General features: G+C 63.2%; 18 protein-coding genes. 8 read left to right on the top strand and 10 right to left on the bottom strand.

Translation table 11 applies throughout. The features are described 5' to 3' along the window. Window positions 1-358: 358 nt before the first annotated feature. The 5 genes from FOY53_RS12645 to FOY53_RS12630 all read right to left on the bottom strand — a co-directional run bounded on the left by FOY53_RS12645 (window position 359) and on the right by FOY53_RS12630 (window position 4,518). Window positions 359-1,714 carry an MATE family efflux transporter gene (locus FOY53_RS12645; RefSeq protein ID WP_146589365.1) on the bottom strand — a complete coding sequence of 452 codons (1,356 nt, stop codon included), beginning with the start codon at window positions 1,712-1,714 and terminating at the stop codon, window positions 359-361. A 24-nt stretch (window positions 1,715-1,738) separates the two neighbouring features. Beyond that, window positions 1,739-1,879, bottom strand: coding sequence for a hypothetical protein (locus tag FOY53_RS23090; RefSeq protein ID WP_186766596.1), 141 nt, complete (start codon window positions 1,877-1,879; stop codon window positions 1,739-1,741). Then, window positions 1,880-2,110: a hypothetical protein gene (locus FOY53_RS12640; protein WP_146589363.1), complete on the bottom strand. Its 231-nt coding sequence runs from the start codon at window positions 2,108-2,110 to the stop codon at window positions 1,880-1,882. Window positions 2,111-2,490: 380 nt separating this feature from the next. Next, window positions 2,491-3,186: a GntR family transcriptional regulator gene (locus FOY53_RS12635; RefSeq protein ID WP_146589361.1), complete on the bottom strand. Its 696-nt coding sequence runs from the start codon at window positions 3,184-3,186 to the stop codon at window positions 2,491-2,493. 81 nt (window positions 3,187-3,267) lie between these two features. After that, window positions 3,268-4,518 carry an enolase C-terminal domain-like protein gene (locus FOY53_RS12630; protein WP_146589358.1) on the bottom strand — a complete coding sequence of 417 codons (1,251 nt, stop codon included), beginning with the start codon at window positions 4,516-4,518 and terminating at the stop codon, window positions 3,268-3,270. A 186-nt stretch (window positions 4,519-4,704) separates the two neighbouring features. Here FOY53_RS12630 and FOY53_RS12625 point away from each other — a divergent pair, with 186 nt between their 5' ends. The 6 genes from FOY53_RS12625 to FOY53_RS12600 all read left to right on the top strand — a co-directional run bounded on the left by FOY53_RS12625 (window position 4,705) and on the right by FOY53_RS12600 (window position 12,577). After that, a complete protein-coding gene (locus FOY53_RS12625; protein WP_146589356.1) occupies window positions 4,705-5,808 on the top strand; it encodes an ABC transporter ATP-binding protein in 1,104 nt (367 codons plus the stop codon). Then, window positions 5,805-6,800, top strand: a complete 996-nt coding sequence (locus FOY53_RS12620) for an ABC transporter permease (protein WP_146589353.1) — start codon at window positions 5,805-5,807, stop codon at window positions 6,798-6,800. Before FOY53_RS12625 ends, FOY53_RS12620 begins: the two co-directional genes overlap by 4 nt. Window positions 6,801-6,812: 12 nt before the next feature. Further along, a complete protein-coding gene (locus FOY53_RS12615) occupies window positions 6,813-7,694 on the top strand; it encodes a carbohydrate ABC transporter permease (RefSeq protein ID WP_146589351.1) in 882 nt (293 codons plus the stop codon). Window positions 7,695-7,720: 26 nt separating this feature from the next. After that, window positions 7,721-9,286, top strand: a complete 1,566-nt coding sequence (locus FOY53_RS12610; protein ID WP_186766595.1) for an extracellular solute-binding protein — start codon at window positions 7,721-7,723, stop codon at window positions 9,284-9,286. 97 nt (window positions 9,287-9,383) lie between these two features. Beyond that, on the top strand, window positions 9,384-11,720 hold the full coding sequence (locus tag FOY53_RS12605; RefSeq protein ID WP_146589349.1) for a heparinase II/III domain-containing protein: 2,337 nt from the start codon (window positions 9,384-9,386) through the stop codon (window positions 11,718-11,720). Between the two features lie 113 nt (window positions 11,721-11,833). After that, window positions 11,834-12,577, top strand: coding sequence for an SDR family NAD(P)-dependent oxidoreductase (locus tag FOY53_RS12600; RefSeq protein WP_146589347.1), 744 nt, complete (start codon window positions 11,834-11,836; stop codon window positions 12,575-12,577). 57 nt (window positions 12,578-12,634) lie between these two features. Here the strand turns inward: FOY53_RS12600 and FOY53_RS12595 are convergent, their stop codons facing one another. Next, the gene (locus FOY53_RS12595) at window positions 12,635-12,946 is read right to left on the bottom strand and encodes a cupin domain-containing protein (RefSeq protein ID WP_146589345.1); all 312 of its coding nucleotides are present in this window, start codon (window positions 12,944-12,946) and stop codon (window positions 12,635-12,637) included. 387 nt (window positions 12,947-13,333) lie between these two features. Between FOY53_RS12595 and FOY53_RS12590 the strand changes: the two genes are divergently transcribed. After that, a complete protein-coding gene (locus tag FOY53_RS12590) occupies window positions 13,334-14,293 on the top strand; it encodes a D-2-hydroxyacid dehydrogenase family protein (protein WP_146589343.1) in 960 nt (319 codons plus the stop codon). Here the strand turns inward: FOY53_RS12590 and FOY53_RS12585 are convergent. From FOY53_RS12585 to FOY53_RS12570, 4 genes are all read right to left on the bottom strand, one after another. Then, on the bottom strand, window positions 14,280-15,299 hold the full coding sequence (locus FOY53_RS12585; protein ID WP_146589341.1) for an AbrB family transcriptional regulator: 1,020 nt from the start codon (window positions 15,297-15,299) through the stop codon (window positions 14,280-14,282). The two genes, FOY53_RS12590 and FOY53_RS12585, sit on opposite strands and share 14 nt — an antisense overlap. Then, window positions 15,296-15,919 (bottom strand): GntR family transcriptional regulator, encoded by a 624-nt coding sequence (locus FOY53_RS12580; protein ID WP_246107381.1) that lies wholly within the window; start codon window positions 15,917-15,919, stop codon window positions 15,296-15,298. Before FOY53_RS12580 ends, FOY53_RS12585 begins: the two co-directional genes overlap by 4 nt. 339 nt (window positions 15,920-16,258) lie before the next feature. Further along, the gene (locus FOY53_RS12575; RefSeq protein WP_146589336.1) at window positions 16,259-18,757 is read right to left on the bottom strand and encodes a hybrid sensor histidine kinase/response regulator; all 2,499 of its coding nucleotides are present in this window, start codon (window positions 18,755-18,757) and stop codon (window positions 16,259-16,261) included. A gap of 15 nt (window positions 18,758-18,772) precedes the next feature. Beyond that, window positions 18,773-19,255, bottom strand: coding sequence for a putative pterin-binding protein (locus FOY53_RS12570; RefSeq protein ID WP_146589334.1), 483 nt, complete (start codon window positions 19,253-19,255; stop codon window positions 18,773-18,775). 274 nt (window positions 19,256-19,529) lie between these two features. Here FOY53_RS12570 and FOY53_RS12565 point away from each other — a divergent pair, with 274 nt between their 5' ends. Next, window positions 19,530-20,135, top strand: coding sequence for a response regulator transcription factor (locus FOY53_RS12565; RefSeq protein ID WP_146589332.1), 606 nt, complete (start codon window positions 19,530-19,532; stop codon window positions 20,133-20,135). Window positions 20,136-20,170: the final 35 nt, after the last annotated feature.

The following is a 20,170-nucleotide window of genomic DNA, read 5'->3' as shown; positions in this document are numbered from 1 at the left end:
GCCGCCGGGGGTCCGTTGCATGTGCCAGTGAACCGCAACCCATTGATATACATGGGCAATAGGGTGGAGCGCGCCCCGTGATCACCGGCTGTTGCACCGCGAAACCCGGCAGAACGATGCAGGCCGTTCCGCACCCTGCCACCTCTGTCGAAACCGATCCACCGGTGCATCGGCTGCGGGAAGGTGCCAAGGCTCATCGCTTTTCGGCCCGAGCCGGCAGCGCTTGCAGAATGGGCTGTTGGCCATGTCCGGTCGGGGAAATGGCCAAAAAGACCGGTGTCTGCGACCGTGCCCCGCGCGCAGGTGCGCCATGCTTCGTGCATGTCACCCGGGGGGGGGCGGTCGCCTGCGACCGGGTTCAGCTCATGCCCTGTTTCCAGCGGCCTTTGAGCAGGCGCAGATGGAAGGGCGGGAACTTGACCAGTTCCTCCATCAGGGCCAGAGAAAAGACCCAGCCGACCGGCGCACCGATGAAGACCAGCGCGGCGGTCGCCGGCACCCGGAACAGCCACTGCGACCAGACAAAGATGTGCATCACATAGATCGTTTCGCCGCCCGCGCGCAGGGTGTTGCCGCAAATTGCGTTTGACCCCTTGGGAAAGGGCAGGAGCAGCAACGTCGGCAGAAACAACATCAGTGCGGCGCGGGTCTGCGGCTGAAGATCGCTGTAGATCCACCCCGAGGCCAGACAGACACCAAGATAGATCGCCGCCACCACCGCAGAGGCCACAAAGGCGCCTCTCCAGGCCTGGCGCAGGAAATGATCCAGAATGTCGCCCTTTGCGCCACGGCCGAGGAACTGCGCCACCAGGATGCCGGTGGCCTGCGCCCAGCAGATGCCAAAGGTGCCCGCCACCTGAATCCACGGCTGGATCAGGGTCATGGCGGCAAAGTCGGTGACGCTGAGGCGGGCATAGATCAGCGTGCAGACGCTGTTGGCAAGGTGGGCGCTGATAAAGGTCGCCGCGACAGGCAGCGAAAACGCCAGATGGCGACGCAGGGCACACCAGAGCGTGCCATGCAGCCAGCCCGGCACCCGCAGGGACCGGCCGTTCATCCGCATCAGGTGGTGTGCGAGATACCAGGTGCGGAACAGGGCGGAAACCGCGCTGCCCAGGGCGGCGCCCATCACGCCGAGGGCGGGAAACCCGAACAGTCCGTAGATCAGCACAAGGCTGACGACGATGTTGACCGGGACCGCGAAAAGATAGCTGTAGAACGGCTGCCTTGTCTCGCCGCAGCCGTTGAAATGCGCCGACAGGCTTTGCCCGGCGGCCTCGGCCAGCACGACGAGGGTGAAGGCCGCCAGATAGCGTTTCGCCTCGGATCCGATCCAGGGCGTATGCGCGCCGCCGTCGATGATCGGCGCCGCAAGCACCAGCGCCGCGCCCAGCCCGATCAGCGCGGCGCCAAGGTTGATGATCAGCCCGCACCAGAACCCGGTCTTGAGCGCGACCGGCTGGCCGGTGCCAAAGCCCTGTGCCACGAGGATCTGCGTGGCCTGCGAAAACGCCAGCAGAACACCCAGAAGCAGCCCGCCGATGGCACCGGCAAGCCCCATCGCCGCCAGCGCCTCTTCCCCCAGGCCGGCGATCAGCAGGGCGTCGATCACAACGATCCCGTGCAACATCATCGCCCGCAGGGTCATCGGCCAGGCCATGTCAAAGATGGCCCGGACCGGCGACAGCGGTTGTCCCGCGTCAGCCGTGGTCAAGGTGCAATTCCTTTTGGTCAGAGGTCAGCGGCACTGTGGCCTCACTGGGGCACAGATGTCGGCGATCAGCACGTCCAGCGCCACAGCGGCAATGCTCATGCAGAGGCGGCGGACGATTTCGAGCCGGGACTCGATGGTGCGGACAAAGCGTGATCGCGGCGTCATCTAGGCCCTCAGCGGCTGGGAAACATCGCCAAAGGCCATCGGAACGGCGTTGCCGCACGTCGCCTCGACCATCGTCACGGACCGTTTGTTGCTCAGGACGCGGACTTTCATGCCGTCGACATTGTGGTCGGTCTGAGCGCCCGGAGCGCCGTTGGGATAGGTCCTGGCGGTGATCCTGCCTCCGGTCCTGCCCGCGACTTCGCTGGCAAAGCCCTTCATCGTGACGGACACCGGATCACCCGCGACATGGATGTTCCGGTCGCGCTGCTCGGTCGGCGATGTGGCAGTCGCAAAAACGTCAGTGCCGCACCAAAAGCGGCGAGATTTACCCGAGTTTTACAAAAGTTCATGGTTGCTCCCTGATCCCTTTTTCGCGCTCGCGGCCCCGGTGGGGTGCAGCGGGCGGACCGGGTCGGCACAGCCGAAACGACACGTTCTGCAATCTGGTATACTAGTATTGTAATGTTTGGAAGGCAAAATTCCGTCCGCGGACAGGTTTTCCGGTGCGCAGAGTGCTGATGTGCAACGCGCAGCGCGTCCGCTGCCGCGAATGTCGGCGCATCCGCTGCAAACGTGGCAAAAGCGCAGGACGGGCGCCCGGCGGGGGTCGTCTAGTCTTCGTCGGACTCGAAATAGGCGGCGTTGTGCTGCTGGATCGACTCGATCGTTGAATCAAGGCGGGACAGATGCAGCATGCCGATCTCCACCGCCTCTTCGGCCTTGCCAGCGATGACCATGGCCGCGATTTTTTCATGGTCGTCGATCAGGGTGGGCAGCCGGTCCTCTTGTGACAGACCGAGCACACAGAGCCGGTCGACCTTGGCCTTTGCCTCGGTGATGATGTCAAAGGCGTAACCGACTCCGGCGATTTCACACAGCAACTTGTGAAACTCGTAGTCAAGCGCGTTGAACGCGCGGTGATCGGACCGGGTGGTCAGCAGGGCGCGCTGCCGGTCAAGGCTGGTCTCAAGCTGTTTGGCGCCCTTGTCATCGCAGAGCCGTGACGCACGGCGCAGGACCTCGGAATCCACCGCGGCGCGGACAAAACGGGCCTTTTCGATCGAGCGCATCGAAAACCGCTTTACCTCGGTCGCCTTTTGCGGACGGATCAGCAGCAGGTCCAGATTTGCAAGGCGGCTGAATGCGTCCCGCACCGGTTGACGCGACACTCCGAAACGGGCCGCGATGTCAGCCTCGGATATCTTTGTTCCGGGGAGCAGGCGCAGCGACGTGATTTCTTCGTACAGGTGATTGGCGACCACATCCACACCGGTCCGCCGATCCCAATTCTGTGTCGTATCTGCCATCTCACTCACTCCAACGCTGAAATATTGTAGCCAGATATCCGGGCACTGGCCAGCCTTCCGACGGGTCGCATCGCATCCAACTTACCATCTTGGCACCTTTCGCACGTAGTCCGGAACGTACTTCTTCATCTCGTCGGTGTCGTCACGGTCGGCAACCATCGCGCGGTTGTAGAGGCTGTTCAGATCGGCCAGTGCCTCCCGGTCCAATTCGACGCCCAGCCCGGGGGTCTTGGGCACCTGCAGCCTGCCGTCCACGAACACCGGGCGCCCGCCCTTGACGATTTCCCGCGATGACCAGGGGTAATGTGTGTCGCAGTCATAGCTCAGCCCCGGTGTCGCGGCGGCCACATGAATCATCGCCGCCAGCGATATGCCAAGATGCGAGTTGGAATGCATCGACACGCCCAGACCGGCGGCACGGCAGATCTCGCCCAAGCGGATCGATCCGGTTGCGCCCCGCCAGTAGTGCGGGTCCGACAACACGATCTGTACTGCATCCTTCCTGACCGCTTCGATCACCTGTTCGAATTCCACCACCACCAGATTGGTGGCCAGCGGCATGTCGGTCCGGGCCGACAACTCGGCCATCGCGTCCATGCCCCGCACCGGATCTTCCAGATATTCCAGAACACCGGCAAGCTTGTCGATCACCCGCAGGGCGGTGGGGACAGTCCAGGCGCCCATCGGGTCGATGCGCAGGGGATGCTGCGGAAAGGCCTCGCGCAGCTTCAGCATGGTCTCGATTTCCTGATCCGGGTCCAGCACCCCGCCCTTGAGCTTGAGCGATTGGAAGCCGTGGTCATCAACCAGCCAGCGCGCCTGCGCGACCAGCGCATCGGGGGTCATGACCTCGCCCAAAATGTCGGGGCCGAACGTCAGGTCCCGCTTGGCGAACTTGAAAAACAGATACCCCCCAAAGGAGACGGTGTCGCGCACCGCGCCCCCCAGCAGATCGTGCAGCGGTCGCCCGGCCTGCTGCCCCTGCAGGTCCAGGCAGGCGATCTCGAAGGCGCTGTAGACCACGTCGACCACCCGGTGGTCGGCCAGCGCCGTGGGCGCGTTGACGCCGCCGGCATCAGGCAGTGCCATCTCAACCCGGCGCCGCAGATCGTTCAGGTGCCACGGGTCCAGCCCGTCGAGGGTGGGGGCCACGGCCTTCAGCCCATTCAGGGTGCGTGTGGCACCATAGGTTTCCCCAAGTCCGACCCGTCCGCAATCCGTGTGCAGCTCGATGACAGAGCGCAGAAATACCGATTGATGCACCCCCTTGGTGTTGGCCAGCGGCACGTCCGGCACGGCAATCGGCGTCACCCTGATTTCGACAATTCGCATGCGTTCCCTCCCGCGGAAGCTTTCGAGTCTCACCTTCGTTATATTAATACTAGTATCCCAGTTTGTAAACTAGTATACCAGAATGATCGGGAGAGCGAATCGCAGACAGGCTCCTCCGGTTCCGATTGCTGCCGGATGGCGGCGGGGGCTGGTGGGCAGATGCGACAATTCAAAGGGAGGGGCACCATGTCTGGGGTTCGATTGGACGGCATCGTCAAGGCGTATGGGGCGTTGCAGGTTGTGCATGGCATTGATCTTGAAATCGCGGACAAGGAGTTTGTCGTTCTCGTCGGGCCGTCGGGCTGTGGCAAGTCCACAACCCTGCGGATGATTGCCGGGCTCGAGGAAATCTCGGACGGCACGCTGAGCATCGACGACCGGGTGGTGAACCGGGTTGCCCCCAAGGATCGCGATGTCGCGATGGTGTTTCAGAACTACGCGCTTTACCCGCATCTGAACGTCGCCGAAAACATCGCGTTCGGCCTGCGGATCCGCAAGGAAAGCAAGGAAGTCATCGCCTCTTCGGTCGATGAAGTCGGCACCATCCTGGGCCTTACCCCCTATCTTGAACGCCGCCCCGCCGATCTTTCCGGCGGCCAGCGCCAGCGGGTCGCCATGGGCCGCGCCATCGTGCGCCGCCCCAAGGTGTTCCTGTTCGACGAACCGCTGTCCAATCTGGATGCCAAGCTGCGCACCCAGATGCGCGCGGAAATCAAGCGCCTGCACAAACGCCTGGGCGCAACCAGCATATATGTGACCCACGATCAGGTCGAGGCGATGACCCTGGCCGACCGCATCGTCGTCATGCACGACGGACGGATCGAACAGATCGGCTCTCCGATGGAGCTGTTCCTGAACCCGGCGAACACCTTTGTCGCGGGGTTCCTGGGTTCACCGCCGATGAACATGGTCGAGGCAAAGATCGTCGCCGGCGATCAGGGCCCGGTGGCAGAGTTTGACGGTCAGCGCGTGCCACTGGCAAAGGTTCCGTCGCTGCAGAACGCGGTGGGGCAGGAGGTCATCCTGGGCATCCGCCCCGAATTCGTCACCGTCGCCGATGAAACCGTCCCCGGGCGCATCGGCATCGACGTCGATCTGGTGGAAACACTGGGCTCCGAGGCCCTGATCCACGCCAGCCTGATGGGCGCCCCGTTTGTCATCCGCACCGAAACGGTCGGGCAGGGGGGCGTACTGGAGGCCATTTCCGGCTTTACCATCAAACCGCACCTGATCCGCGTGTTTGACGCCAAAACCGGTGTGGCGCTGCCCGGTCAGGTGCACGAGCAATGACCACCGAACTGGATCCAACCGTCGGCCAGACGGAAGAACTGGTCATCGAGGCGCGCGAAGCGCAGCGTCAACGCCGCTCGGGCCGCATCCAGCGCGTCGGCGACCATCTGAGACGCGAATGGCAGCTCTATGTCCTGCTGTTGCCGACCATCATCTGGCTGCTCGTCTTCCTGTACAAGCCGATGTACGGCCTGCAGATCGCGTTCAAGGACTACAGTGTGTTCCGTGGAGTCGCGGGCAGCCCCTGGGTCGGCCTGGAACATTTCCACACCCTGTTCGGAAACGACCAGTTCCTGCGCGCGTTGCGCAACACCATCTACCTCAGCATGTTGAGCCTGCTGTTCGGCTTTCCCATGCCGATCCTGCTGGCGCTGATGTTCAACGAGGTGCTGAACCAGACCTTCAAGAAGACTGCGCAGACCATCGTCTATCTGCCGCACTTTATCTCGTCCGTGATCATCGCGGGCATCGTCATCACGGCGTTCTCGCCAAGCGCGGGCATCGTCAACACGATCATGGGCTGGTTCGGTCTGGACCCGATCTATTTCCTGACCAAGTCTGAATGGTTCCGGCCGATCTTTGTCGGCACCACCATCTGGCAGGAGGCGGGCTTTCAATCCATCGTCTATCTGGCCGCGATCGCCGGTATCTCGCCCACGCTCTATGAAAGCGCGGTCGTGGACGGCGCCAGCCGCTGGCAGATGATGTGGAAGATCACCCTGCCGTCGATCCTGCCCACGATCATCATCATGCTGATCATCCGCATCGGCAACATGCTCGAAATCAGCTTCGAGATGATCATCCTGCTCTATCAGCCTGCCACCTACGAGACGGCGGATGTGGTCAACACCTTCATCTACCGGCAGGGCATCCAGGGCGGACAATACGATCTTGCCGCCGCCGCGGGCCTGTTCAACGCCGTTGTCGCCTTTGTCCTCGTGATGAGCGCCAACACCATTTCCAAGCGCTATTCGCGCACATCGCTGTGGTGAGGAGGCAGACCAATGCTGAACATGAATCTCTATTCGCGCGGCGACAAGGCCTTTGTGATCCTGAACATGGTGCTGCTTGCACTGTTCACCCTCTCGACCCTGTACCCGTTCATCTACATCGCGTCATTGTCGATGAGCACAGGGTTCGAGGCCCGGGCCGGCAACGTGATCCTGACTCCGGTGGGCTTTACCCTCGAGGCCTACAAGCAGGTGCTGTCCGAACCGATGTTCTGGATCAGCTACAAGAACACCTTCATCTACACGATCTTCGGCACGCTGATGAGCCTCGCCTTCATCATCCCCGGCGCCTATGCGCTGTCGCGTTCCCAGCTGTACGGGCGGCGGTTCTGGAACCTGATGGTGGCCTTCACCATGTGGTTCAACGCCGGTCTGATCCCGTTCTTCCTGAACATGCGGGATCTGGGCCTGCTCGACAGTTACATCGGCATCATCATCGGCTTTGCGGTCAACGGCTTCAACATCATCCTGCTGCGCAATTTCTTCGAAGGCATTCCGCAGTCGTTCGAGGAAGCGGCCCGGATGGACGGCGCCAACGAATTCCAGGTGCTCTGGAAGGTCTACATGCCGCTGAGCAAACCGGCCATCGCCACCGTCGCGCTGTTCTGCATCGTGTCGCGCTGGAACGGCTTCTTCTGGGCGATGGTGCTGCTGCAGGACGAGGAAAAGATCCCGCTTCAGGTCTATCTGCGCCATGTCATCGTCGAACTGTCCGATGACGAGGAATTCGCCAACACCCTTCTGACCTCGGCCTATTCGTTCGAAACGGTCAGCGCCGCGATCATCGTCTGCTCGATCATCCCGATCCTGCTGATTTACCCGTTCCTGCAGAAATACTTCAACAAGGGCATTCTTCTCGGAGGAGTGAAGGAATGACCAACATGCGCAACAGGGAGGACACCATGCGTAAACTGACCCTCACCACCGCCATCCTGGCCACCACTGCACTGACCGCACCGGCCTTTGCCGACAGCCACCTGAAAGTTGTCGACAAGCCGCTGGAACTGAGCATTCACATGCACTGGCCCCGCGCTCAGGGTTACGGTGTCGGCGGCTCGCCGAGCGAGATCTATCCGGTCGAACAAGCCGCGCGCGAAATGACCAACGTGTCTCTGGTCGACGCGACCGCGGGACGCAACAGCACCGACAGCAACGAAGCGATGAACCTGCTGATCGCACAGGGCAACATGCCCGACATCGTCGGCGGTCACCTGATCCAGCAACCGGTGAACCAGTACGGCCCCGAGGGCGCGTTCGTGCCGCTCAACGATCTGGTCAAAGAGCACGCACCGCACATCCAGGCCTTCTGGGATGCCAACCCCGATCTGGTGCAGGCGATCTCGGCCTATGACGGCAACTATTATTACATCCCCTACCTGCCCGATGGCAAATTCGGCCGGGCCTGGTACATCCGTCAGGACTGGCTTGACGCACTGGGGCTTGAGCAGCCGCAGAATGTCGACGAGCTGCACGCCGTTCTTACCGCCTTTCGCAATGACGACCCGAACGGCAACGGCCTGAAGGACGAAATCCCCTATTTTGCCCGCCAGTGGGAAGAGGTGAACCGCCTGCTCACGCTCTGGGATGCGCGGTCTTCCGGCTCGGACACCTACCATGACTTCTACGTCAATGATGCGGGCAGCGTTGTGCACCCCTACGCTCAGGACGCATACCGCGACGCGCTGTCCAATGTGGCGCAGTGGTACGAGGAAGGTCTGATCGACCCGGAAATCTTTACCCGCGGCTCGTCCTCGCGTGACTATCTGCTGTCGGAAAACCTTGGCGGCATGACCCACGACTGGTTTGCCTCGACCTCGGGATACAACGATGCGCTCGCGGACAAGGTCGCAGGCTTCAACTTCATTCCCTTCCTGCCGCCGGCGTCCGAAGCCGGTGTGCGGATGGAAGAGCACCGCCGCATCCCGATCAAGCCGGACGGCTGGGCCATCAGCTACACCAACGAGAATCCGGTCGAGACGATCAAGTACTTCGACTTCTGGTTCACCGACGAGGGCCGCAACCTTGCCAACTTTGGCGTGGAGGGCAAGACCTGGGATCTGGTGGACGGCGAGCCGATCTACAAACCCGAAGTGCTGAACAGCGACAGCCCGGTGAACAGCCAGATGTATCTGGAAGGCGCACAGATCCAGCGCGGCTATTTCCAGGATTACCGCTACGAATGGCAGTGGACGTCGCAGGCCGCCCGCGAAGGCATCGAGTTGTACGATGCCAACGACCTGCTGATCGACCAGTTCCTGGGCGTGTCCTTCAACCAGGACGAACAGAAGGTCTATGACAAGTACTGGCCGTCGCTGCGCACCTACATGCTCGAACGCCAGCAGGCGTGGATTCTGGGCTCGGGTGAAGTGAAGGCCGACTGGGACGATTACGTGAAGACGCTGAACCGCATGGGTTACGAGGACGTGATCACCGTCCTGAACTCGGCCTACCAGCGCCAGTACAACTAGGGCCGGTTTCTCCTGACCGACCCTGGCCGAGAGGCGCGGCGTTGTGCCGCCGCGCCTCTCACTTCTGCCCGCTCACGCCCAGCAAGGATGTTTGACCATGTCCACGGACACCCGCACCCGCCAGACCCTGCCCCCGCTCGACGAACCCAGGTCCGGCCGCCTGACAATCCAGTACCAGCCGGATGCGGACACCCGGACCGTCGAGAACCCGCCGCGATTCACCTGGTTGCCGGTCATCGAGGACGAGGCCCGGTATGTCCTGCGCCTGTCGAGCGATCCGGGCTTTGATGCCAAGACGACGCGGACATTTGCCGGCATCCCGCTGAACTTCTTTACCCCGGATGAAGTGCTGGCCCCTGGGGATTATCACTGGTCCTACGCGGTCTGCGATCCCGTCACCGGCAAACCCGCCACCGGCTGGAGCAGGCCCCGGACGTTTTCGATCACGGCGGACCTGCCGGAAACGCCGCTGCCCGCTCGCGACAAACGGTATGCCGACGCGACCCTCGCGCATCCGCGTCTGTGGTTGTCGCCGGACCGGCTGGGCGCGTTCCGCACGGCGGTGAAGGACGATCCGGACCATTGCAGCTGGTCAAACTTCTATCAGAAATCCGTCCTGCCCTGGATGGACCGCGACATCACGCCCGAACCCGCAGGCTATCCCGGTCACAAGCGCACCGCCCCGGTCTGGCGTCAGACCTATATCGACCTGCAGGAAGTGATGTATGCCATCCGTCATCTCGCCATCGGCGGGCAGGTGACCGAAGATCCCGGGATGCTGGCCCGCGCCAAGGACTGGCTGCTGTCGGTCGCGGAATGGGATCCGATGGGCACCACCTCGCGCGCCTATACCGACGAATGGGCCTACCGGGTGACCAATGCGCTGGCCTGGGGCTATGACTGGCTCTACGACCAGATGACCGACGAGGAACGCGCCAAGGTTCGCGCCGCGCTGCTGGAGCGCACCCGCGACATCGCCGAACACGCAATCATCAACGCCAAGATCCACCTGTTTCCCTATGACAGCCATGCCGTGCGCTCGGTGTCGCTGACGCTGGTGCCGGCCTGCATTGCGCTTCTGAGCGAGGAAGAGGACGACGAGGCCCGCGACTGGCTGAACTACTGCATCGAGTTCCTGTCCACCGTCTATTCGCCCTGGGGTGACAGCGACGGCGGCTGGGCCGAGGGCACGAACTACTGGATGATGGGCATGGCCTATCTGATCGAAGCCGCCAACCGGATCAAATCCTTCACCGGCATCGACCTCTACAAGCGACCGTTCTTTCGCAACACCGGGGACTTTCCGCTGTTCTGCAAGGCGCCGAACACCCGGCGTGCCACCTTTGGCGATGACAGCACCCAGGGCGATCTGCCCTGCATCAAGACCGGGATCAATCTGCGGCAATACGCCGGTGTGACCGGCAACGGCGCCTATCAGTGGTATCACGAGGAACTGGCCCGCCTGAACCCCGGCACCGAGAGCGCGTTCTACAACTGGGGCTGGTGGGACACCAACTTTGACGAACTGACCTACCGTACCGATTTCCCCGAAGTCGCGGCAACGGCGCCCGAAGGCGGCTTGCGCTGGTTCAAGGGCATCGGCTGGGTCGGGGTGCAGCACGCGATGGCGGATCCGGACAACCACATCCAGTTCGTGATGAAGTCCTCTCCCTTCGGCTCGATCAGCCACAGCCACGGCGACCAGAATGCCTTTTGCATGGCGGCCTTCGGCGAAGACATGGCGATCCAGTCGGGATACTACGTGGCGTTCAACTCGACCATGCACCAGAACTGGCGCCGCCAGACCCGGTCGAAAAACGCCATCCTCATCAATGGCAAAGGCCAGTATGCCGACAAGGACAAGGCCAAGGCGATGGCCTCGACCGGCAGGATCGTCGCGGCGGAACAGCGCGAAGATCACATCTATATCAAGGGTGACGCAACCGCGGCCTACCAGAGCCTGTCGCCCGAAGTGACCCTGGCCGAACGCGAAGTCTATTTTGTGCGTGGCAGCTATTTCGTGATCGTTGACAAGGTCGATGCGCAGACCCCGGTGACGCTGGACTGGCTGTTGCACGCCAATGCACCCTACGAGCTGGGCAAGACCACGTTCCGCTATACCGGAGAGCGGGCGGGGTTTTACGGCCAGGTTGTCTGGTCCGAGGCGGGCAAGCCGGATCTCACCCAGGAAACCGGGTTCCCCGGCGTCGATCCCGCGGATTACGAAGGTCTGCCGGTCAGCACCTGCCTGCACGCGCAGTATCCGGCGGCCACACGCCATCGCATCGCGACACTGCTGGTGCCCTACCGGCTTGGCGACCCCAAGCGGATCTTCAATTTCATGGATGACCAGGGCTACGACGCCGACCTCTATTTCACCGACCCGGACGAAAAGACCTTCAAGGTGGTGATGAAAAAGCTGGCGAACACCTGAGCGATGGATGCCTTCGGCCAGCGCCAAAGGGTTTGCGAACCCGAAGCCGCTGGCGCGCACATCCCCGGGCGAACCGAAAATCCGAATAATCAGAAAAAACGGAAGGAAGACAGATGAAACTCCAAGGCAAAACAGCGATCGTCACCGGCGGCGGACGTGACATCGGGCGCGCCTGCGCGGTCCGGCTTGCGGCCGAAGGCGCCAATGTCGCGATCAATTACTATTCCAGTGCCGACGGCGCCAATGCCACGGTGGACGAGATCACCGCCGCAGGCGGCAAAGCCTTTGCGCTTCGGAGCGACCTGAACACCCAGGAAGGCGTCGACGCACTGGTTGCCAAGACCGTGGCGGAATTCGGCGGCATCGACATCCTGGTGAACAACACCGGCGGGCTGATCGCGCGCAAGACCATCGCGGACATGTCGCTTGCGCATTGGCAATCTGTGCTGGACCTCAACCTGACCAGCACCTTCCTGATGATCAAGGCCTGCCTGCCGCATCTCAAGTCCGGCGCGATTGTCAACCTTGCCAGCCAGGCGGGACGCGACGGCGGCGGACCGGGTTCGGTCGCATATGCCGCCTCCAAAGGCGCGGTGATGACGATGACCCGCGGTCTGGCGAAAGAGCTGGCGCCGAACGTGCGGGTGAACGCCATCTGCCCGGGCATGATCGACACCGATTTCCACAACATCTTCACCAAGCCGGAAGTGCGCAAGAACGTCGAGGCGGCCACCCCGTTGAAACGCCAGGGCGTGCCGTGCGATATCGCCAACATGGTCTATTTCCTGGCAAGCGATGAATCGTCTTTTGTGACGGGGAGCAATTTCGACATCAACGGCGGCATGCTGTTCAGCTGACCCTGTCTGCCCCGGCGCGCGACTCCCCTGTCTTCGTCGCGCGCCGGGCGGATCCGGCTAAAGGAAGTCGGCCCGCCTGGGGGTAAAGCTGTCCACCAGGCAGCCGGGTTCAAGGCAAACACAGCCATGCCGCGCCCCGGATGGCACCACGAAACTGTCGCCTTTGGCCACGTCAAAGTCCTTTCCGTCCACGGAAAACCGGAACCGGCCGCTTTCCACATAGGTCGATTGCACATGCGGATGTTCGTGCAGGGCACCCTGGGCACCGGCCTCTTCAAACCGGAAGGCCACAACCATCAGATCCGGGTGATCCGACAGCACCTGACGCGTCACATGCGCGCCGGTGGAGATTACAGGGTAGGTGCTCATGCGTGCCAACTCCTCTTGCGGACTGCCTTGGTTTCGCGCCTGACCCGCCCTGGTCGAAGCGGGGGCAATGGCACTGAACCGGATCTTACTGCAGATATTTTCACAGACCACCCCAGGTGGCACACCCCGCTTTCCGGAGCGGGGTCCAACCGGCCAGCCCGGTGGTGTCGATCAGCGAATGCAGGGTGGAACTTTTGCCCGCTGCCGACCCGGTGTGGCCAACGCTCCGGGGGGAGGTGTTCCGTATGGACGCGGGGCGGCCCGGGCCGTTATGCTGCGGGCGTGGATGCGGCGCACTGGAGGTGGCTGATTGCTTGAATCGATGATCTCGGACGGTCCTGCCGGCCGTTCCGTGCGGCACGGCGCGATGTCTTGCGTGGCCTGCCAATGAAGGTGCACATCCTTGACGACTGGTTCGACACGCTGCGCACATTGCCGTGTTTCGCCAAACTCGCGGACCATGACGTGACGGTCTGGACCGACCACGAACCCGACCCCGCCCGGCTCGCGGCACGGGTCAAAGAGGCCGAATGCCTGGTGCTGTTCCGGGAACGCACCCGGATCGGCGCGGATCTGCTTGACCGTCTGCCGAACCTCAGGCTGATCTCGCAACGCAGCGTCTACCCGCATGTGGATGTCGACGCCTGCACCGCGAACCGGGTGCTGCTCTGCTCGAACATGCACAGCGACACCCCGTCTTATGCCGCGGCGGAAATGACACTGGCACTGATCCTCTCGAGTTACCGGCAGATCCCGCAGCAGGCGGCATCGCTGTCGGCGGGGCAGTGGCAAATGGGCGTTGGCCGCACCCTGCGCGGACGCACCCTCGGGCTTTATGGCCATGGCCGGATCGCCGGAGCGGTTGCGGTCTATGCCCAGGCTCTGGGCATGAGGGTCGTATGGTGGGGGTCAGAGGCCGGCCGTGCCCGCGCCGCCGCGGAGGGCGCGACAGTGGCCGCCAGCCGCCACGCCTTTTTTGCCGACAGCGACATCGTGAGCCTGCATGTCCGCCTGAAGCCCGAAACCAGGGGGATCATCACCGCAGATGATCTGGCGGCGATGCCGCCGCGCAGCCTGCTGGTGAACACCTCCCGCGCGGGGCTGATCGCTCCTGGCGTGCTTGAGGCCGAGATTGCCCGGAACCGCATTCACGCGGCGGTGGATGTGTTCGACCACGAGCCGATGGTCGACACCTCTTCTGTGCTTGTGACCCATCCGAACGTGCTCGCGACGCCCCACATCGGCTATGTGACCGAAGATGAATTCGACCTGCAGTTCAGCGACATCTTCGACCAGGTCAACGCCTATGCCGCCGGCGCGCCGATCCATGTGATCAATCCCTTCTGAACAGCCGCGCAAACAATGGTGCGCCCAGGATCACCAGGAAGATCCGCAGCACGTGGTGGGCAATCACAAAGGCCATGTCCGCCCCCACCACCAGCGCCAGAACCGTCAGTTCCGCCTGACCGCCGGGCGCAAAGGCCAGCAGGGTTTCCATCCCCGGCGCAAGCCCCAGGCTGTAGATGCCCTCTACAAACACGAGCGTCAGCACGATCAGGATGCCGCAGAACCCGGCGCCGGCAACCAGATCCCGGCGTATTTCGGCCAGCGTGACGCCTGCGTATTTCACCCCGACACCCATGCCGATAAAGAACTGTGCGGCCCAGATCGCTTCGGCCGGCGGGCGGTGCTGCAACACTCCGGCGAGCGATGCGATGGCGGCCGCGATCAGCGGCCCCAGGATGTTGGCGCCAAACAGCCCGGAATACTTTGCCCCCTGCCAGCCCGCCAAAGCGCACACCAGCATGATCAGCAACTGCGACGGCGCGATGCTTGCAGCCGGGGCGCCGGGCGGTCGGGTCAGGTCGGCCCCCCAGATGCCATGCAGCAATGCAGGCAGAATGACGACAATCACCAGCACCCGGGTCGCGTGGATCAGTGACAGGGTGCGGGCATTGGCGCCGGCTTCTTCGCCGAACACGATCATGTCCTGCAACCCGCCCGGCATGGCGGCATAATAGCTGGTGGCAAAATCATAGCCCCAGATCCGATGGAAATAGGGAACGCCCAGCAGTCCGATCGCGAAGGTCATCACCGGAATCAGCAGCAGCGTCGGCCACATCGTCGCCATGGACGCGAGCAGGGCGGTGGTAAAGGTGGCCCCGACCGCGACGCCCAGAATGGTCCGCATCGCGGCGTTCAGAACCGGGATTCCCTGCATCGGCATCCCTGCCAGCGCGGCAATCATGCAGGCGCTGATCGGACCCAGCAGCCAGGGCAGCGGCAGACCAAAAAACATGAACACTGCGACGCCGCAGAGGGCAAGCGCGAAGGTTGCCAGTGTGCGCTTCATCCGCGCATCACCTGCAGCCGATGCCGCAGCGAGGTTTGCAAATGGGCCTCGCTGGCCGCGCCAGCGGCCTTGCTGTCGCCAAGCCGGATGGCCTCGATGATGTCCTGATGCTGGCGGGTGACGGTGGCGATGCGCGCCTCGTCCACCAGTGTTGTCGGGCCCAGCAGCAGCAGTGCGTTGTTCAGCGCGCGGGCCGATTCCAGCAGGAACCGGTTGCGGGTCGCCAGATAGATGCAGCGGTGAAACTTCTGATTCAGCGCCGCCGCCTGCGCCGGACCGGACGCCGAGGCGATGGTGGCGTTTATGTCGCCAAGTTCGTCAATCTCGGCCCCGGTGCCGTGCTTCGCCGCCATTTCGGCGGCGGTACGCTCCAGCACAAGGCGCATCTCGTAGAGTTCCACCACCTCGGCGTGGGACAGGCTGCGGATCACAGCGCCCAGCCGGGGACGGTGCTCGACAATGCCATCCGCCTCCAGCTTGCGCAACGCTTCGCGGATCGGCGTGCGGGACAAGGCCAGACGCTGGGAGATTTCGACCTCTCGCAGCCGGTCGCCGGGGCGGAACTGCCCTTTGCGGATGGCTTGCAGCAGCGTCGCATATGCGACCTCTCCCTGTGACATCTCCGGCGATTGACTGTCCAAAATATAGCTCCGCATTAATTTGTATCCGACTGGATACATAATGATTGGTATAGCGGCGGTGACCCCCATGTCAAATCGGGTTTTCGCGGACGGCAGGGCTGCCGAAAACAATGTCGTGAAGCGGGCTATGGCGGCGCCGCGCATGTCGGCGCCCCGTTGGCCTGTGGCGTCGCGACCTGTGCTGAATGCCGGTGCCAGGAGTCCGGGCGCCCGCGGTCCGCAACCGGACAGGTGACGGGGTCACTTCTGCGCAAAACAGGCGCCGGGCCGGAATCGTGGACTTCCCTGGCCGTTCGTCCCGCCGGAAAAAGCAGGAAATTACCTTGATTCCGTGTCGCCGTCGGTCACCTGCGACAGGGTTTGTAGCCAGCATTCTCTGGCCGCCCTCAAGGCATCGGCCACCTCCTCCGGATTCCCGGCGGCGCTTTCCAGGGCCTGCAATTGCACATTGAGCGCCTGCGCGCCCAATACCGCGGCAACGCCCGCCAGCCGGTGCGCCTGAAGGGCGAGATCGTCTGGAGGTGCGCTGAAAAACCGGACCGCATCCTGAATGAACGCGTCATTCAACTGGGCGAATTTGTGCTCTCCCACTGCTGCGCGCAACTCGGCGCGGATCCGCGACGCCAGCAAGGGCGTGGACCGTGCCTGCCACGCAGCCACCTGGCCGGACTGGAAAGTGTCGCTGCCGGAAGCCTTGAGCGCGCGGGCGATCATCCGGCGCAACACCGCCTGTGTCACCGGCTTTTGCAGCACTTCGGTCATCCCGGCGTTGCGGAACCGCTCGACCTCGGCGGGCTGGGCGTGGGCGGTCAGGCCCAGGATCGGCGACTGTGCGGATGGCCCGCCGCCAGCCCGGATTTCACGGGTGGCGCGCACACCGTCCATCTGCGGCATGCTCACATCCATGAGGATCAGATCAAAGCGCGCGCACTCGGCCTCGGCCACGCCCTTGGCGCCATCCGTGGCCTCGGTCACGACGTGGCCGTCGCTTTCCAGCATGTCGCGCGCCACGAAGCGGTTGATCTGATCATCTTCGACCAGCAAGACCCGCAGCCCCCGCGGCACATCGCAGTCAGGCTCTTTGGCGCCATCGACCGGCGGGGCCAGCGGCAGGCGGATCCAGAACAGGCTGCCCTCGCCGGGCTCGCTTTCGACCCCGATCTCGCCTGCCATCGCCTGCACCATGCGCCGCGTGATGCCCAGGCCCAGCCCGGTGCCGCCGTTTGACCGCCTGTACGAGGCATCCAGGGTGACAAAATCCTCGAAGATCCGGGCGCGGTTGACTTCGGTGATGCCGATTCCGGTATCAATCACCCGCAATTCGACCAGCGACAGCCCGTCCAGCGCCTCGGCCTCGACCGTCACGGTGCCGTTTTCAGTGAATTTCAATGCGTTGCCAATCAGGTTCAGAAGCATCTGACGCAACCGCAGCGGATCGCCCCAGGCCTGCGCCAGAGCTGCCTCCGGGGCGCCGGCGATCAGCTGGTTGCCGTGCTGCTCTGCCTGTCCCGCCTGCGCTTCGACCAGTTCGGCTATCAGCGCGTTCAGGTCCAGCGGTTCCGGCAGCACCGTCAGCTGCCCGGCTTCGGCCTGGGCAATGCCCAGCACGTCCTCGACATGGCGCAGCAGCAACTGCCCCGACCGCTCCATGATCGCGGCATACCGCTTCATCCGGTCGTTCAGTTCCTCGCGCCGCAACAGATCCAGCGTCCCAAGCAAACCGTTCAGAGGCGTGCGCATCTCGTGGCTCATCACGGCCAGCAGATCGGCCTTGGCCTGATCGCCGGCAACGGCAATGTCATGGGCGCGGCGCAGCGCCTTTTCGGCGGCCACCCGGTTCGAGATGTTGCGCACAAAGGCGACGTGGATTGGTGAATCCGGACCTTCGGCAGCCGAGACCGACATTTCGATCGGAAACGCCGCCCCGTCGCTGTGGCGCGCCTGACACTGGACCAGGCCCTGACCGCTGAGCGGGGCCAATCCCCCGGGCAGGGCGTCGGGCATCACCAGATCGCTCAGAGACAGCTCCAGCAGCGAGTCGCGGGGATAGCCGAACATGCGTTCCGCCGCGGTATTGCAGCCACGCAGCACACCGTTGCGGTCGGTCACAAGTATTCCGTCCAGCGCTGTGGTCAGAATGGCCTGTAACCGCGACCGGGTCTGCCGCTCGGATTCCGCGACCCGGTGGTTCAGCAGGTTCAGCCGCATCAACGCCATGACGGTGATCCCCAGAAGCGCCACCAGCGCCACCGTGAGCGCCGCGACCCGGCGCAGAGTGGCCGCCACCTTTTCGCGCCGCACGTCCGAGATCTCGGCAAAATGCGCGATGCCTTGCAGGGCGATGTCGCGCAGGTCGTGCCGCGCGGTTTCAGCCTGGCTCGACAGACGCGTCAGCAAGGGCCGCAGTTGCGCCTCGGGTCCGTCGATCAGCGGAGCGGTGTTCATGAGAAAGGTCTCGACCCGCGCCAGACCCTTTGCCACTTCCGGGTCGGTGCGCAAGCCCGCAAACAGCGGCCCCTCCTCCAACACTTTGACCCGGCTGTAGAGCAGATCGAACCGCAGCCGTACCAGATCGAGCGGGACGTCCGGCGCGTGCGACGCTGTCAGCGCTTCCTGTGACAGGGCGATGGCTTCGACCTCAGCCTGGCTCAGTGCCCATTCGATGTTGTCGGACCCTGTGGTCGCCAATGCCTGCAGCTCTTTGCGCACCGATGCGCCAAGCACCAGGATGCCTGCCACCATCAGGCCCGCCGCCAATGTCAGCGCGGCGCGCCGCAGCAACTGCGGCATGTTCTGCCGGGCGAGAATGGGTGGCATCCGGCGGCTCCCCTGTTATGGGCGCTGCACGTCGATCCGGTTCAATTGCCAGACGCTGCGCGCAAAGGTCACTTCGGATTGATACGCCGGATCGGTATCATAAGGATAGACCAGCCACAGCGGACCCTTGTCACGCAGGCTCATGCTTTTGCCATTGCGCGACCACGCAATCAGCGGGCCGCCGGGCACGGCTTCGTCCACGGGGATCTCGATGCTGTAATTGTTCACCGCCTGCGCGTTCAGCGTGCCGTCGCGCACACCGAGTTCGGCCAGCAGCGCGGCAAGGGTGACCCCCTCAAATCGTTGCCGCCCGTCGTTCCAGATTGTCGCGGTCTCAAATGCCGTCACGCCGATCTGGCGCAGCATTGCCAGGTCGAACTCGGCAGACCCGTCGTGATTGGTGGATTCGATCGCGCCGGTAATCGTCAGCAGAACCTGTCCCTCGGGCTGCGGCAAGGTCTCTGCCGCGGCTGATCCGCTGCAAAGGGCCATGCACATGGCCAATGTGACGCCACGTTGTCTCAATTAAGCCTGTCCTTCCGGTCACTGCCACTTTGGCACAGCATAGGAACTATATCACCTATCCAAAAGTCGTTTAACGACTATGCTTTAGGACAGGGTGTGCGCGCTGCCAGAGTCCCTTCCCGAACGCGGTTTGACCCTGGATTCGGCCGGGCCGTCACAAAATATTCGTTTCCTTGCATGGGTGGTTTGTTTACAGCCGGGTTCTAAGTTGGCTGTCGTGACTGGATGACCGGAGGAAAAACCGCAGATGCGCATTCTCGTTGCAGATGACCACGATCTTGTACGAGAGACCATCGCCGCGTATCTGCATGGCGACGACATTCAGGATGTGCGTTCGGTCGCGTCTCTGGACGAGGCGATCGCAGAGGTGCGGCGCAGTGGCGCCTTCGACCTTGTGCTGCTCGATTATGCCATGCCGGGAATGAACGGGCTGGAGGGGCTGACGCAGATGATTGCTGCGAACGATGGCCATCCGGTTGCCATTCTGTCCGGAACAGCCAAACGCCAGGTGGCCGAGCGGGCGCTGCAGGCCGGTGCCCGTGGCTTTATTCCCAAGACTCTGGGGGCACGGTCGTTGTTGTCTGCCGCGCGGTTCATGGCGGCGGGCGAAATCTATGCACCGGTTGCGTTTCTGACAGCCGAGCCGGACGAGCCACCGACCATCGTGTTGTCCGGTCGCGAATCTCAGGTGCTTGCCGGAATCTGCGCCGGCCAGTCGAACAAGGAAATCGCCCGCGACCATGCGCTGCAAGAGGTCACGGTCAAGTTGTACGTCAAGACCCTGAGCCGCAAGCTTGGCGCCCGCAACCGTACCCACGCCGCCATGCTGGCCCGCGACCTCGACCTGATCTGAAGGCGGCGGACAGGGCGCCCAGACCGTTCCCCCCC

The sequence above is a fragment of the Puniceibacterium confluentis genome, from assembly GCF_007923445.1.
In the GTDB taxonomy this organism is placed as follows: domain Bacteria; phylum Pseudomonadota; class Alphaproteobacteria; order Rhodobacterales; family Rhodobacteraceae; genus Puniceibacterium; species Puniceibacterium confluentis.
The sequence above is the reverse complement of the archived record's forward strand: the minus strand, read 5'-3'. Positions and strand labels throughout refer to the sequence as shown.